This is a genomic window from Bacillus sp. AFS001701 (assembly GCF_002559405.1).
GTDB lineage: Bacteria > Bacillota > Bacilli > Bacillales > Bacillaceae_G > Gottfriedia.
In genome coordinates this window covers 1-15,542 of record NZ_NTZO01000209.1, presented here as the reverse complement: position 1 = coordinate 15,542, position 15,542 = coordinate 1, and the positions used below count along the sequence as shown (strand labels likewise).

Below are 15,542 nucleotides of genomic sequence, written 5' to 3'. Positions count from 1 at the left end.
GATGTTGATTTCCACTACAGCCTGCTTATGAGTACCTTATTGTCATCTTTTTGTTTTTTACTTACTCATGAACCTTTTAAGTATAAGCTATTTTAACCTTCTTGCTTTTTTACTTTCTTAAAAACCTATCCGTAAATTAATTCAAATAGTGTACAAACTTTTTCAACATAATCCCAATCTGATTTTAGATCAAAGGCCCAAACATATGTAAAAATAATTCCATATAGGTTACTTTTTGAGACCTCTTCAAATATTTCATTACGAAATAGATTGACTAGTCGACGGCCTTCCTTTGTTCCATAATCAAAAAACTTACTAACCAAATCGATTGTCATGTGATTATGAAACAATTTTAAATCTGTTATTTTTTCTAGCTCATGTCCCACAGTCATTTTCCCCACAGCTTGAGGTCCGAATACTAATACAAACTTCATGGATCTCTCTCCCAAATAGATTAATTTTTTTATGAGTGCCTACAAATGTAACTGAATTTTTTGACTAGTATATCACACTTAAAAATAATTAACTTGATAATAAGCTTCAACATACTTAAAAAAACAGATCAATCTGAATGAATTGCATAAGAAATAGTAAAAAAGCAGAAACAAAGAAAAGGTAAATATTCTACGTATATTTTCTGTTTACTAAAAATTTACGAAGTTATCAAAAATTTTTTATTACATTTGGGAACTATTGTGTTAAAATCAGCATATAATTTAAAAAACTTTCCCTAGGGAAAAACTATTTGATGTGTACAATAAAACAGGTGGTGGGAAACATGTCACAAGAATCACAAGAAAAAGTCATATATAAAGAGGCTGGATGGAGACAGGAACATACACAACCTAGTTTGCAAGAGGTTCATCGTTCATTATCTGTTCCAAAGAAAGCGAGTAATTTCCGTAAGTTTCTAGCATTTGCTGGCCCAGGATATTTAGTTGCAGTTGGATATATGGACCCTGGAAACTGGGCAACTTCAATTGCAGGTGGATCTGCTTTTAATTACACTTTATTATCAGTTATATTAATTTCTAATCTTATGGCCATCATTCTACAATCATTAGCAGCAAAATTAGGTATCGTTACCGGTAGAGATTTAGCTCAGGCATGCCGAGACCACTTTAGTAAACCTGTATCATTTATACTTTGGGTGCTATGTGAAGCCGCAATTGCCGCATGTGACCTAGCTGAATTAATAGGGTCAGCCATCGCTTTAAATCTATTATTTGGGATTCCGTTGTTTTATGGAATTTGTTTGACAACTTTAGATATATTGCTTGTTTTACTTTTACAAAATAAAGGATTTAGGTATATCGAGGCTTTCGTTATTTCATTGATCATATTAATAACAGGTAGTTTTGTATTTGAGTTGATTCTGTCTCAACCTGATGTAAAAGCTGTATTTGGTGGATTTATTCCAAGTTCACAAGTTATTACAGATCCAAAAATGCTTTATATTTCTTTAGGAATTTTAGGGGCAACTGTTATGCCTCATAACTTATATCTTCACTCTTCAATCGTTCAAACTAGAAAGTTTGATGTTTCTGATGCTGGTAAAAAAGAAGCAATTAAATTTGCGACAATTGACTCAACAGTTGCATTAATGATTGCATTGTTTGTAAATGCAGCGATCTTAATATTAGCTGCTTCAACTTTCTACAAATCGGGTCATACAAACATTGCATCAATTGAAGATGCTTTCCAACTTCTTACTCCATTACTAGGAACGACTTTAGCAAGTACATTTTTCGGATTGGCATTATTGGCTTCAGGTCAAAATTCTACTTTAACCGGTACTCTAGCTGGGCAAATTGTAATGGAAGGCTTTTTAAATATTAAGCTTAAACCTTGGATAAGAAGAATGATTACTCGTTTAATTGCCGTTACACCAGCTCTAATCGTCACTTATTTTTATGGAGCAAATGGAACTGCAGATTTATTAATACTAAGTCAGGTAATCTTATCTTTACAGTTATCTTTCGCAGTTATACCACTAGTCATGTTCACTAGTGATGCTAAGAAAATGGGTAAATTCGTTAATAAAACTTGGCTTAAATCAGTCGCTTGGACAATTGCTTCAGTTATTGCAGTATTAAATGCATATTTACTTTGGGCAACATTCTTTAAATAATAAATTGAAACAAAAAAGATTGAACAGATGTTTGAATGACATTTGTTCAATCTTTTTTACTTGATAAAATCAATTTGAAATAGATCTAAGTTCTACATAAATGAACTGCAATTAAATTTCGAAAATCGCAATTAAAAATAGCAAATCTGCAATTAAATTCCTAAGAACCGCAATTAAGATGAAAAATTACCCGTACCAGTTAAGGTATTATGACATGAAAAGTATACCATATTAGCCATTCCCAAACGGAAAACCTGTAAGTTCGCTCTAATTCTTACTATATTGAAAAAAAATCGATACAATCTGCTTATTATTTATAAAAAAGGCCGCTCCTTAGTCAGTTAACCCGACATATGAAACAGCATAAAACCTAAATTTATTTAAAAAATTTATCAATAATTGAAATTTGCTCATTTGTATTTAAAGCAGGTGCATGACCAACTTTAGGTATTGTTTCCATTTGAAACTTCTGCGTTTCTTTCATTTTTAATGCTACATCAAGTGGCAAGACGTCCGAAACTTCTCCTCGAATGAGTAAAATCTTGGACTGAATAGCCTCCCAGTAATTCCACAAAGTTAAATCCTCAGTATGTTGAAATTGTAATGCAATTTTAGGATCATAATCAGGACCTATTCCACCCTCATCTCTTCTACGGCAAGAATTTTGGGTAAAATCATTCCATTCTTCTTCGCTTGAAACACCAAATGAATGATATATTAACTTATAGTAATTCTTCAATTCAGTAAATGTTTTAAATTGAGGAGGTGTACCAACATAGCTAATTATTCTCTTAATTCCTTCGATATCTTGTGGTTGCTTTTCTGAAGCACCTGCCCCAATATCATTTAATACTAAATGAGAAATCCGACTTAGATGGTTCGGCGTACCAGATAGTCGCATTCCAATTGCTCCACCCATCGAAGTCCCTACCCAATGAACTTGTTCAATTTCTAAACGGTCTAATAATCCAATTGCTAGATTTACATAGTTTTCAAAACAGTAATCTTGCTCAGGAGAAGTACTCCACTGACTTAATCCACGCCCAATCGTATCTGGACAAATAACATGGTAATCCTTAGCTAAATGACGAGCTAAAATATCAAAATCCCTACCATTCCTAGTTAAACCATGCCAGCAAACAACTGTTGGATTTTTTCTTTCTCCCCATTCTGTAAAATGAATCTCCATTCCATTAATCGATTCAAACCGAGACTCAGGATAAAAAATATCAATCACTCCATTCATTTTAGTGTCCACTTTATGTACTATTCGATTTTTATAAAAATATCCCTATCAAAAAAACAGCGAAAAAACTTAAACTATTCACGTTTAATTAAATAATAATAAAGACAAATACAGCACAATCATGAATATTAAAAAAGAAAATAGAATTGATACAAGAATAATTGAATTATGAGCAGGTATAAATTTTCTATTTTGAATTTCTTTCCGCTTTTTACTGTACTGAATAGTAGCTAATACTCCAGAAATTAAACCAACAACACATGCATATATGCCAAGAAAAATTGCTAATGTATTGATGAACTGCTTATCACTAATTTTAATTGTAAAGTGTAGCGAAGTTGTTAAAAATCCTACACCAGTAATTGAGATTGCAGTTCGCAACCATGCTAAATATGTCCTTTCGTTTGCTAGATGTTGTTGTGCATATTTAACACTTTCATCTGATAAATCTTTTACTTTACTTATAGAAACCATATAAAATTAACCCTATCAAAGATTTATAGAGTGATAAACTTGTAGAAAACATATCTAATTTTTAGTTTAATCTTTAAAATTTAAGATTTAGTAAAATTGGGATTATGTTTTGATAAAAATTGAAATGGGGTAATGTAAACCTATATTTTTTTACTACGGAATTAACGGAAGGTGAAATTAACAGAAGACTACTACAATATAAATAGAACAAATAACTTCATTAGACTAAGTTTTCAAAAACAAAACGGTCCAAAAGATGGTAATTTTGTCCATCTTTCTGACCGTTCAATCTAACTATATTTCTGTTTGTTGAAATTCATTTTGAACCTTTTCCAAAAGGTTTTTATCTGTTAATAATCGATAACCTGTCAGAGCCAATGCTTTTGCACCCGTTATTAGAGCATGATCTCCAAGTGGCGATCTCGCAGCTTCACGGAATTCATTTGTATGAGCAATTAAATCATCAGGTCCAATTTTAATATATGCGTGAGAAGTCGGAACAACATGGCTTACGTTTCCGGCATCAGTCGATCCAAGACCACCGCTTTTGCCATTCACTACTTCACCCAATAGGCTTAGTTCTTCACCTACAATCTCATCAAGAGATTGATTGATAATAAAATCATGGACTTCATTTTGGAATCTTTCAATTTTCACAGTACTACCAGTTGCAAGTGCTGCTCCTTCGGCAATATTACGAATCTTAGTAGATACTTCCTCCGTACGCTTCCAAGTACTAGCACGGATGAAAAATCTCGCTGAAGCATATTCTGGAATAATATTTGGTGCATCGCCTCCATGAGTGATAATTCCGTGTATGCGAATATCACTAGAAAGCTGCTGGCGAAGGGCATTAATTCCATTGAATAACTGGATTACTGCATCTAAGGCATTAATTCCATGTTCTGGTGACCCAGCAGCATGAGCCGCTCTTCCATAAAAATGGAAGTCTAATGGATCTACTGCCAAAGATGGACTCGACAAACCTGTTTTACCACTTGGGTGGAGCATAAGAGCTGCATCCACACCTTCTAGTAATCCGTGTTTTACGAAACTACCCTTTGCACTTCCGTTTGGTCCCCCCTCTTCTGCAGGTGTTCCAAATATAACAACCTCTCCTCCAGTCTCAGAAATAACTTCAGCAAGAGCGATTCCTGCTGCCACGCTTGTTGTTCCAATAATATTATGTCCGCATGCATGACCAAGACCAGGTAGTGCATCGTATTCTGCTAAAAAAGCGATAGTTGGGCCTTGCTTAGATGACTTTTTCCTTGCTACAAAGCCTGTTTCATGTCCTGCAATATTACGAGTGACATCGAAACCAGCATCTTCTAGAATTTTAGTATGCGTTTCTGATGCAAAAAATTCTTGATTGCCAATTTCAGGTTTCTCATGAATTTTGTGACTAATTTCAAGATAAACTTCCTTCGATTCCTCAATACTTTTCACAATTTGTTCTCTTTGAGTTTCAATTTTGACTGTCATTTAAATTTTTCTCCCTTCCATTCTTTTAAATAAGTATGAACTAGCTTTATAGATTTTTAATTTTATCAATCGAAATGACTACCGGAACCGTAGCACCTTTGTCACGTTTAATAATGTAATCATGAACTTCTTTTGATTGATAGGCCTTTACAATCTTTGCAAAGTCCTTGTCATTTTTATTCTTCGTACGAGATGCAATAACATTGATATACGGCATAGCTGCTTTATCGTTAGGATCTTCTTTATAAAGTGGATCCTTTGCAGGGTCTAAGCCCGCTTGAACGGCAAATCCATTATTAATGATAGCTGCTGCTACATCATCTAATGATCTAGCTGTTTGCCCTGCAGCAATCGGTTTGATTTTTAGATGCTTAGGATTTTCTTTAATTTGTTCAATACTTCCTTTAGGGTCAAAATTATCTACTAAACTAATTAACTTTGAAGATTGTAATAGTTTAAGTGCACGGCCTGCGTTCGTAACATCGTTTGGTATCGTAATCGTTGCTCCATCTGGAATATCACTTAGCTTTTTAAATTTATGTGAGTAAATACCCATTGGCGCAATCACCGTCGAACCAATCGCAGAAATATCTAAATTATGATCACCTTTAAATTGGTTCATATAGGTAATCGTTTGAAAAGAATTTAAATCAAGACTACCGTCATTAAGTGCTGTGTTAGGCTGAACATAATCTGAAAATGAAATAATTTTCAATTTAATGCCTTCACTTTTTACTTGTTTTTGTACAATATTCCAAAGTTCATAGTCATCACCGTTAATACCAATCTTAACTGTTCTCTCCTTTCCATTACCTGATGATGCTTTAGAACCACATGCTGATAATACCGAAACCGTTAATAATAATGCTGCAAAAATAGTAAAAAATTTTTTCATCCTCTTTTCCTCCTTACGTATCTTGACCACGTATTTCCTAAACTTTGTATGATTTGAACAATGACTACTAGTAATACAACAGTAATGATAATAACCAATGTTTCAAAGCGCTGATAACCATATGTAATAGCTAAGTCACCTAATCCACCAGCACCAACAGCACCAGCTGCCGCAGTCGATCCAATCAATCCAATCGTTGCTGTTGTAAATGAAAGAATCAACGATGGAATCGCTTCAGGCAAAATAAACTTCACGATGATCTGAAACTTTGTTGCTCCCATTGAATAAGCTGTTTCCAGCACTCCCTTATCTACTTCTAGCATGGAGTTCTCAATCAATCTTGCCAAATAAGGTCCTACAAAGATTGAAAGTGGAACAATTGCTGCAACTACTCCAATGGACGTTCCCGTCAATAATCTAGTAAATGGAATAATGGCAACTAGCAAAATAATAAATGGTACAGATCGAACAATATTAATAATGGTATTTAACAACGTAAATAAAGGTTTGTTTTCCATTATATGACCTGGCCTTGTTACAACTAGGATAATACCTAAAGGCAATCCTATGATTGTGCCAAAAATAAATGACCCCAGCACAGTTAGAAATGTATCTTGAGTTGCCTGCAAAAACTGCGGCCAAAAGAATTCCCAATTAAGCTCCATTTAATTCAACCTCCCTTACATCTATCCCCTTTTCCGAAATAAATTTAATTGCTTTTGCGCTTTCCTCTTTTGTCCCTTCTAGTGCCACAAGCAAATTCCCATAAGGTCTTTCTTGTAGCTCTGTAATCGATCCATAAAGAATATTTAAATGAATATCGAATTTTTTAAGAACCTCTGATAATAATGGGTTGCCTGCCTTGTCACCTAGGAAGACTAATTGATAATATTTTCCTTTTGATAATGACTTTGATAACTTAGATGGCACCTCATTTTGTAATACTGTGTTAACAAAATTCTTTGTAATACTTTTTTGTGGATTCGTGAATACGTCGTACACGTTACCTTCTTCAACAATTTCACCATTATCAATGACGGCCACTTTATCACATAAATCACGAATTACACTCATTTCATGGGTAATCAGGAAAATTGTAAGATTATAGGATTTATTTACCTTCCTTAAAAGCTCTAATACATTCTTTGTTGTTTCAGGATCTAATGCAGATGTAGCTTCATCACATAGCAAAAGATCTGGGTCTGTTACGAGTGCCCTTGCTATTCCCACTCTTTGCTTTTGTCCTCCCGATAAGTGCCCCGGAAAAACATCTTGCTTCCCTGTAAGTCCAACAAATTCAATTAATTCCATTACCTTTTGATGAACATCCCGTTTCTTTTTTCCTTCAAGGTATAGCGGCATTGCGATATTATCAAATACCGTTTTGGCAGATAGTAGATTAAAGTGTTGGAATACGACACCAATTTTTCTACGTGTCTTACGTAACTCTTCATCTTTTAAACTCATTAGGTCCAAACCATCAATGAGAACTGATCCTTCTGTTGGCTCTTCAAGTCTATTTAAACAACGAATCAATGTACTTTTTCCTGCTCCGGAAAAACCAATGATCCCAAAGATCTCCCCTTTCTCTATTTTCATATTAATATTATTTAAAGCTTTAATTGGTGGCCTTCCAGGATAAACCTTGGAGACATTTTTAATCTCAATCAAATTACTTCCCCCATTGCAATTTATTTCAATTACCATAACTAAGTAAACACATTTGAAAACTAGGATTTATAACTATATTTCCCCCTTTTTCTCCTATGGCACCACATCAAAAAACCCCTCTTCTTATCCAATAAAACAGATAAGAAGAGGGGTTATAATATATAAGCCACTTTACTTCTTATCTTTCAAATCGCTTGAACGATTTGCAGGAATTAGCACGGTATTTGTTACGAAACAACAAACCCGTTGCCGAGGTATCGCAGGGCCAGTCCCTCCACCTCTCTGGATAAGTAATAGAATTTATTAAGTTGTTTAAATGATTGAGTTCATGTTATCTCTCTTTTTATAATCCGTCAAGAATTATTTTTAAATTTTTTAGTAAAAATTGTGTTTGAAAATAGCATTTTTTACTAGTACTGTTTGAATCAGGTCTTAGCTCCTTCCTATTTAAATCTAAAAAAGCTATTCAACATACCATTTGGAATAGGTCGATATGCTTATTTTTTGAGTTTTTTTTAGTATTTCATTTTAATGAATGCCAAAAAAAGCAGACAAGGCTTCTTCGTAAAAAAGAGAACTTGTCTGCTTAATTGAATCATGCCTACCATAATGCAGGCTTTACCACCATAAACCATAGCATAACCATCAAAAGAACGATGTAAATCCAGATTGATCGACGAAGCTTCTGAATTAGCATTCTCTGGTCATGGGTTGGTTCACTGAATTTCCGAATGGTCGGTGAAAAGGCTCTAGCTAGGAAAAATAATGAGCTCACCAAAAGAAGAATAGTCATCACAATCCAAGATGTCTTCCACGACCAATGGCCCGCTAGTACCAACAAGACCCCTGATCCAACCAGTACATGCCCAGCATGCTTTGTCAATCTGACAGCAAACCGAAATACATCCAAATAGCTCTGTTGTATCGCCGACTTCGTGGTATGTAGCTTTTTGAGTATCGGAATCAATACAAAAAAAGGGCCAATCGATAAGATTACACTAGCAATATGTATATAAAGAAGCAATCTATACAGCATATAAATTAATCTTGGATGAGACGAAACTCATGAACCCATACCCTCATTTTTGGCAGCCAAGGCATTCCAGGATGGATTGACAAGATCGATTGCTTATACTCTTCTACAGTCTGATAGCCTTCCTGCTTAGCATCCTCATCTGTCAATTCACCAAGAGCTTGAGAATAAACTTTTTCAACAACATACTGATTATTTTGAAGGGTCATCACTTCCCCAACATCTGCATATCTACCATTTCGGCGAGTAGCAGTTTTTTGTCCTGCCAATACCTTTTCAACATCCTCTTGAAGCGTAACAAGGCGTTCAATTGTACATGTTTTTGGCGGTAAAGCATTCGTTTCATTTTGATTTGTCATCTAATTCATTCTCCATTTCAATTTAAATTTAAATTTATCGTAAAAGCTATTAAAAAAACGACTAGTTCCATTTTAATTAAATTAGTACAAGATTAGCAAATTTTATTTAAGAATATTGCAATAAGAAGCAACAAAAAGGACCTTTCATGTAGCATCATAATAAAGACCAATAAAAAACAGAAAAACTCCCAAAATAGTTTTTCTGTTTTTTCCAGTTAATCCTTATTCAACTAAGCCATGATTTAATAATCGTAAACCAAATCTTCAAAGCGGTAAAACCAATTAAGACTGCCAGAATCCCTCGTAAAACCTGCGTTTTTGTTTGTTTACCTATTTTTGCACCTAATGGTGAGGCAATTAAACTTGCAATTACAACAATAATTGTCGGCAAAATTTCAACTTGGCCAGTAGAGATTTTCCCGATCGTTACGCCTATTGAAGAGATAAATGTAATGGCTAATGAAGATGCAATAGTCACACGAGTTGGTATTTTTAAGATCGTTAACATGATTGGTACTAACAGAAATGCTCCACCTGCACCAACAATCCCTGCACTAGTGCCCACAACAAATGCTAGGCCAGCCGCAAGCCATACATTAATTGAAATTTGACCATCTGCTGACATCTCGACGTTTTTTCTAGGAATAAACATTAAAACGACCGCAATCATTGCTAAAATTCCGTAAACAAGATTAATTCCATGTTCTGAAAGTAGATTTGAACCGAATCCACCAAGAAAACTCCCTATTAGTACACTTATTCCCATACTTAATATTACTTTTTTGTTTAGATAACCGCTTTTACGATAGCTTAATACTCCACCTAAAGTTGCAAATACTACTTGGACGGCACTTATACCTGAAACTTGATGTGGAGAAAAAGCAGCAAATCCTAATAATGGAGGAATAAATAGGAGCATTGGATAATTTATTATCGCTCCACCAATTCCTACCATTCCTGAAATAAAGGACCCAAAAAAACCAACTAAGAAAAGTACTAAAATTAAGGTCCACTCCATTTAAAGTCCTCCTATAATAGAAAAGGAGATGTAACTATTCCCCCTCCTTTTCCTATTAATCTATTAGCTTAACCTTTTTTAATCCAAAATTTTAAAACATTGTCTTCTTCGGTATAATTTAATAATTCGTGTCCACCTGATTTAGCCCAAGCTGCAAGATCATTTTTAGCACCTTTATCAGTGACATGAATTTCTAGCACTTCACCTGCTTCAATCTCTGCAATTGCTTTTCTTGTTTTTACAATTGGAATTGGACATGCTAAACCTTTTGCATCTAATAATTTTGTAGCTTCCATGCTATTCTCCTCCAAGTCTCATTATCGTACTGCACAGCGATTTGGACCAATTTCCATTTCTCTCTGTTTTTCTTCATCCAAATTGATTTTGCCCATATTAACTTCACGGATTTCTTGATATGAGTTTGGTTGTGGTGGTAAGTTCTCAGTTACTAACTTTCTAAACACACTTTCACTCTCAATGTTCAATCCATGATTCTGATCAAATAAATATCCTAGTTTTTTAGAAACACTACCATCTTCGTTCAATTCACTAATCACCATAAAATGTGATGGAAGCACGATTAATTCAAGCGATAAATTTCGGTATTTTTTATAAAGGGTTTCGCGTAAGTCTCCTACCCAATCCTCTGCCATACCAGCAAGATCAGGTCTTCCAATTGAATCGATAAATAAAATATCACCAGAAAGTAAGTACTTTTCATCAATAACAAATGAAGTTGATCCGATTGTATGACCTGGTGAATAAAAAGCCTCAATACTGATTGCTGTTTCACCAATCATTACCTTTTTACCATCTTCTAGTGGAGCATATTTAAAAGTAACCTCTTTAGCATCCTTTGGCGGTAACCAGTATGTTGCTCCCGTAATCTCAGCAATTTTTCTTCCACCAGAAATATGGTCTGCATGAAGGTGCGTATCAAATACATTTGTGATTTTTGCACCCTTTGTATTTGCAAAATCAATATAGATATCCGTCATTCGGGTAGAATCAATAATAGTAGCCTCATTATTTGAGATCACCATGTAGGATAGACATCCCTTACCGATTCTGACAAATTGATACAGCTCTCCACCATTTTTCAAATCTGCAATTTTTACTGGTTCTAGATGTTCACTCCACTCTTTCATTCCGCCTTTAAGATACGCTACGTCTAGTCCCTCGTCTGAAAGCATCTCTGCAATCATGATTGAAGACCCTTCTTTAGCACACACAACTAAAACATCAGTACTTTTAGGAATCTTATCTAAAATGTCCTCAACCCCATCAAGTAAATCAAAATATGGTATATTTAAATGTTCAAAATTTGAACCCTCTATTTTCCAATCGTTATAATCATCAGTATTTCGTACATCTAGAATAAATAGTTCTTCTTTATCAAATATTTTTTTTGTAATCTCTTTTGCAGACATTGCTGTGACTGCCATCTTTTATACCCCCCATAGTATATTTATTTTCAAAAAAAATTAGATTAACCTTTTATGCTTGCTGTTTCCCCAGACCATTCAGTCATTCCAGGTATGACATTAAACACGTTAGTAAAGCCATTAGATACTAGTAATTGAGCAGCAAGATCACTGCGGTTTCCAGTTCTGCAAACGATATATATTTCATTTTCTTTATTTAATTCTGTCATACGGTTCTCCAATTCACCTAAAGGGATTGATACCGCATTTGGTATATGATTAAATACATATTCTGCTTCTTCTCTTACATCTAAAATGATTATATTTTCATTTTGTAGTTTTTGACTTAATTGATCGTTCGAAATGACATTTTCAAATCTTTTTTCAATTGTATTTTCATCTGAAGATTTTCTTAAATAATGTAGTAATACTTCTCCATTTTCGATTGTTCCTAAGTATTGATTTCCAGTGCTTTCCGCCCAAGCTTTAATGTCTGCTTTTGAACCTCTGTCAGTCGCTTGAATCTCGATTACTTGCCCATTATCTAAATCCTTCATTGCTTTTCTAGTCTTTACAATCGGCATTGGACAAGCTAATCCTTTTGCATCTAGTTTCATGTTTGTTTTAATGTATTCCATATTATGACCTCCGCACTTAGAATACCACTTGGGGTATTTATTTAATCAAAAAAAATTATTCCACGTTACCGAACCAAGAAAGCATTCCGCCTACCATGTTTTTAACGTTAAACCCTTGGGATTGAAGGAATTCTGTTGCACGGCCACTTCTAGCACCTGAACGACAAACCATAATATATTCTTTTGATTTATCTAATTCGTGTAATCGAAATTCGATTAATCCAAGTGGAATATGAATAGCTTCTGGGATTTTCCCTGCTGCAACTTCATCTACCTCACGAACATCGATAAGGGTAACTTCTTTTCCAGTTTTTAAATTATTTTCTAGCTCAATCGCAGTAATTTCTTTCATGTTATCCAATCCTTTCTAATTAAATAAATAAGTTAACTTGACCTTCTTCTGCTTCACCAATATATGCGGCAACACCAGCATAATGAATATTCTCTAATAACTCTTCGGTTTGTAGACCTAACAGATCCATTGTCATTGTACATGCTACTAAATTTATATCTTGTTCTTGGGCCATTTCAATTAATTGTGGTAAAGGCAATGCATTATGCTTTTTAATAATATCTTTAATCATCTTTGGTCCAAAACCAGCAAAATTCATTTTAGAAAGTCCCATTTTATCAGCGCCTCTAGGCATCATCTTTCCAAACATCTTTTCAATAAAACCTTTTTTTGTTGCTACATGTTCACCTTTTCGTAGAGCATTTAAACCCCAAAATGTATGAAAAATAGTTACTTCATGATCAAAAGCTGCTGCACCGTTCGCAATAATGTAGGCGGCCATTGCTTTGTCATAATCTCCACTAAATAAAATAATATTTGTTTTCTTAGTTGTCATATTCTTTCTCCTTTTCGTTTTTCATACCCAGTAGGGTATATTACAAAACAAAAAAATATATCTTATATATACTATTACCCCTATGGGTATATGATATTAAAAATAAAAAATTGTGTCAAACCATATATTATCTACTTTTTATAAGTAAGTTTACTGCTTCTTTCACTAAATCTTCGGCATCTTGCCCGTTTTCATTCGCATTTCGGACACAATCAACTAAATTTGAGCTTACTATTACGCCAATCGTACGATCCAAAGCTGATTTAACTGCTGATAACTGTGTAATGACATCTTTACAGTCCTTGTCTTCTTCCATCATTTTTAAAATTCCACGAATTTGTCCCTCAATTCGCTTTATTCTATTTTTTACTGGATCATCATATTTCATTAAATCACCCCTAACTTATAAAACTAAGCTTAACTATTTTTTTAGAATATATGTGCAATATTCTTACTTGTAATATATACCCCTCAGGGTATAATGTCAATCGATTAATTTTAAATAACTTAGTCTTCTTTTTAGTGAGGTAAAAGTAGATATGAACAAAAAAGATCACAATAATGTGATCTTTTTTTCGCTTTGAGATTTTAAGATTTCACTGTCATTTCCATCTCAAAATAAGTCCCTACATCCATAACTGCTTCGTCTTTATGGATAAAATCATTTTTCTCTTTTAAATAAAGATAATCTTTACACCATTCGCCAATGTTTTGAATGATATCTTTTAAAGCATTAGTGAATATAACTACTTCATCATTCGTGGTCGTTGGGTGAACACTCATGCGAATCCAACCAGGCTTTACGCTAATATTGCCATTATCGATTTCATCTGTAATTGATTTAGACATTTCTCTTGTAATATTCAGAAGCATATGTCCATAAGTACCTGCGCATGAACAGCCGCCTCGTACTTGAATTCCGAAACGATCATTTAATAATCTAACAACTAAATTATGGTGAATATCCTTTAAATAAAAAGAATAAAAACCTAATCGTGGATTGCTTGAATTTTCAAGTACTACTACATTTTCAATTGACCTAAGTTCATCTAATACTTTGTGTTCTAATTCTTCTTCTCGTTTTAAGATGTTCATTGTACCCATTGCATCTTTTACCTTAATAGCAAGAGCTGTTTTAATTGTTTGCAGAAATCCTGGAGTACCGCCATCTTCTCTTTCGCGTATATTGTTAATATATTTTTTCTCACCCCATGGATTCGTCCACTCAACAGTTCCTCCACCTGGGTGATCCGGAATTTTATTTTGATATAGAGAAGAATCAAATATTAAAACTCCGCTGCTACCAGGCCCTCCTAAAAACTTATGTGGAGAAAACAGAATTGCATCAAGTTTTTCCATTGGATCACTAGGATGCATATCAATGTCAACATAAGGCGCAGAAGCTGAGAAATCCACAAAACAAACACCATTATATTCATGCATAAGTCTAGCAAGCTTATGATAAGGTGTAATTAATCCAGATACATTCGAGCAAGCACTGAATGATCCAATTACTTTTCGTTTATTCTTATAAAACTCTAGGCGTTTTCTTAAAAATTGCAAATCAACTACGTTGTTCGCACAATTCGGTACAACTTCTACATCACAAATCGTTTCTAACCATGAAGTATGATTACTATGATGCTCCATACTAGTTATAAAAACAACCGGTCTTTCTTCCTCAGGTAAACTTAAACGGAAATGGAAGTTTTCATGAATTTTCAACCCTAAAATACGTTGAAACTTATTCATAACGCCAGTCATTCCTGAGCCATCAGTTATGATAGTGTCGGAAGCGCTTGCATTAACATGCTCTTTTATGATTTGTAATGCTTCATGATAACAATTCGTCATCGTGCTTCCAGTTATATTTGACTCCGTATGCGTATTTGCAACATAAGGCCCAAAAGTTGATAGTAATTTTTCTTCAACAGGTCCATATAACCTACCACTTGCAGCCCAATCTAAATAAATAATTTTCTTTTCGCCAAATGGCGATAAGAATGTTTTTTCATTTCCAATAATCTCTTTTCTAAATTGTGAAAAATACTTTTCTAAATTCAATTTTATCGCTCCTAATGAGAATATGTTTTGTGCTTTTTAATCGGAAGCTCTGTTTAGATAATTAAGATAAAACCGAGTATTCCAATACCCAATAGGGTATTATATAAATTGCACTGAAGCCAGTCCGCTCATGACGGAATGGCTTTTTTAAAGTAATTTATCAATTTTTAAACAGAACCAATTAAAAAGAAAATATCTTGCGTCAAAATCTAAATAGAAAACTTATTTACATATACAAATATATGTCAAATTATTC

At 34.0% G+C, this 15,542-nt stretch carries 17 protein-coding genes, 1 pseudogene and 1 riboswitch; of the genes and pseudogenes, 1 reads left to right on the top strand and 17 read right to left on the bottom strand.

The window, feature by feature from the left end:
• Window positions 1-140 precede the first annotated feature (140 nt).
• Window positions 141-434: pseudogene (locus CN514_RS14370) on the bottom strand (DEAD/DEAH box helicase family protein); the annotation flags it as partial.
• 344 nt (window positions 435-778) lie between these two features.
• Here CN514_RS14370 and CN514_RS14365 point away from each other — a divergent pair.
• Window positions 779-2,131, top strand: a complete 1,353-nt coding sequence (locus CN514_RS14365) for an Nramp family divalent metal transporter (RefSeq protein WP_098233183.1) — start codon at window positions 779-781, stop codon at window positions 2,129-2,131.
• A gap of 376 nt (window positions 2,132-2,507) precedes the next feature.
• On the opposite strand, the gene CN514_RS14360 is transcribed toward CN514_RS14365, so the two are convergent.
• The 16 genes from CN514_RS14360 to CN514_RS14285 all read right to left on the bottom strand — a co-directional run bounded on the left by CN514_RS14360 (window position 2,508) and on the right by CN514_RS14285 (window position 15,286).
• Window positions 2,508-3,377, bottom strand: a complete 870-nt coding sequence (locus CN514_RS14360) for an alpha/beta fold hydrolase (protein ID WP_098233182.1) — start codon at window positions 3,375-3,377, stop codon at window positions 2,508-2,510.
• Between the two features lie 84 nt (window positions 3,378-3,461).
• Entirely contained in the window at window positions 3,462-3,851 is a 390-nt protein-coding gene (locus CN514_RS14355) for a YidH family protein (protein ID WP_098233181.1), read from the bottom strand.
• A 294-nt stretch (window positions 3,852-4,145) separates the two neighbouring features.
• Window positions 4,146-5,336, bottom strand: a complete 1,191-nt coding sequence (locus CN514_RS14350) for a M20 family metallopeptidase (protein ID WP_098233180.1) — start codon at window positions 5,334-5,336, stop codon at window positions 4,146-4,148.
• 46 nt (window positions 5,337-5,382) lie between these two features.
• Window positions 5,383-6,231 carry a MetQ/NlpA family ABC transporter substrate-binding protein gene (locus CN514_RS14345; protein WP_098233179.1) on the bottom strand — a complete coding sequence of 283 codons (849 nt, stop codon included), beginning with the start codon at window positions 6,229-6,231 and terminating at the stop codon, window positions 5,383-5,385.
• Window positions 6,228-6,896 carry a methionine ABC transporter permease gene (locus CN514_RS14340; protein ID WP_098233178.1) on the bottom strand — a complete coding sequence of 223 codons (669 nt, stop codon included), beginning with the start codon at window positions 6,894-6,896 and terminating at the stop codon, window positions 6,228-6,230. Before CN514_RS14340 ends, CN514_RS14345 begins: the two co-directional genes overlap by 4 nt.
• On the bottom strand, window positions 6,886-7,902 hold the full coding sequence (locus tag CN514_RS14335; RefSeq protein WP_098233177.1) for a methionine ABC transporter ATP-binding protein: 1,017 nt from the start codon (window positions 7,900-7,902) through the stop codon (window positions 6,886-6,888). Before CN514_RS14335 ends, CN514_RS14340 begins: the two co-directional genes overlap by 11 nt.
• A gap of 175 nt (window positions 7,903-8,077) precedes the next feature.
• A riboswitch (SAM riboswitch) is annotated at window positions 8,078-8,195 on the bottom strand.
• Window positions 8,196-8,503: 308 nt separating this feature from the next.
• The gene (locus CN514_RS26540; RefSeq protein ID WP_098233176.1) at window positions 8,504-8,938 is read right to left on the bottom strand and encodes a hypothetical protein; all 435 of its coding nucleotides are present in this window, start codon (window positions 8,936-8,938) and stop codon (window positions 8,504-8,506) included.
• A 5-nt stretch (window positions 8,939-8,943) separates the two neighbouring features.
• Entirely contained in the window at window positions 8,944-9,294 is a 351-nt protein-coding gene (locus CN514_RS14325) for an ASCH domain-containing protein (protein ID WP_098233175.1), read from the bottom strand.
• A 226-nt stretch (window positions 9,295-9,520) separates the two neighbouring features.
• Complete coding sequence (locus tag CN514_RS14320; protein ID WP_098233174.1) at window positions 9,521-10,312, bottom strand: sulfite exporter TauE/SafE family protein; 792 nt, start codon at window positions 10,310-10,312, stop codon at window positions 9,521-9,523.
• Window positions 10,313-10,380: 68 nt separating this feature from the next.
• Entirely contained in the window at window positions 10,381-10,608 is a 228-nt protein-coding gene (locus tag CN514_RS14315; protein ID WP_088014286.1) for a sulfurtransferase TusA family protein, read from the bottom strand.
• Between the two features lie 21 nt (window positions 10,609-10,629).
• A complete protein-coding gene (locus CN514_RS14310; protein ID WP_098233173.1) occupies window positions 10,630-11,757 on the bottom strand; it encodes an MBL fold metallo-hydrolase in 1,128 nt (375 codons plus the stop codon).
• Between the two features lie 44 nt (window positions 11,758-11,801).
• The gene (locus tag CN514_RS14305; RefSeq protein WP_098233172.1) at window positions 11,802-12,374 is read right to left on the bottom strand and encodes a sulfurtransferase TusA family protein; all 573 of its coding nucleotides are present in this window, start codon (window positions 12,372-12,374) and stop codon (window positions 11,802-11,804) included.
• 55 nt (window positions 12,375-12,429) lie between these two features.
• On the bottom strand, window positions 12,430-12,726 hold the full coding sequence (locus CN514_RS14300; protein ID WP_097976730.1) for a rhodanese-like domain-containing protein: 297 nt from the start codon (window positions 12,724-12,726) through the stop codon (window positions 12,430-12,432).
• Between the two features lie 19 nt (window positions 12,727-12,745).
• Window positions 12,746-13,222 carry a DsrE/DsrF/DrsH-like family protein gene (locus tag CN514_RS14295; protein ID WP_098233171.1) on the bottom strand — a complete coding sequence of 159 codons (477 nt, stop codon included), beginning with the start codon at window positions 13,220-13,222 and terminating at the stop codon, window positions 12,746-12,748.
• Between the two features lie 127 nt (window positions 13,223-13,349).
• The gene (locus tag CN514_RS14290) at window positions 13,350-13,610 is read right to left on the bottom strand and encodes a metal-sensitive transcriptional regulator (protein WP_098233170.1); all 261 of its coding nucleotides are present in this window, start codon (window positions 13,608-13,610) and stop codon (window positions 13,350-13,352) included.
• Window positions 13,611-13,810: 200 nt separating this feature from the next.
• Window positions 13,811-15,286: an aminotransferase class V-fold PLP-dependent enzyme gene (locus CN514_RS14285; RefSeq protein ID WP_098233169.1), complete on the bottom strand. Its 1,476-nt coding sequence runs from the start codon at window positions 15,284-15,286 to the stop codon at window positions 13,811-13,813.
• Window positions 15,287-15,542 lie beyond the last annotated feature (256 nt).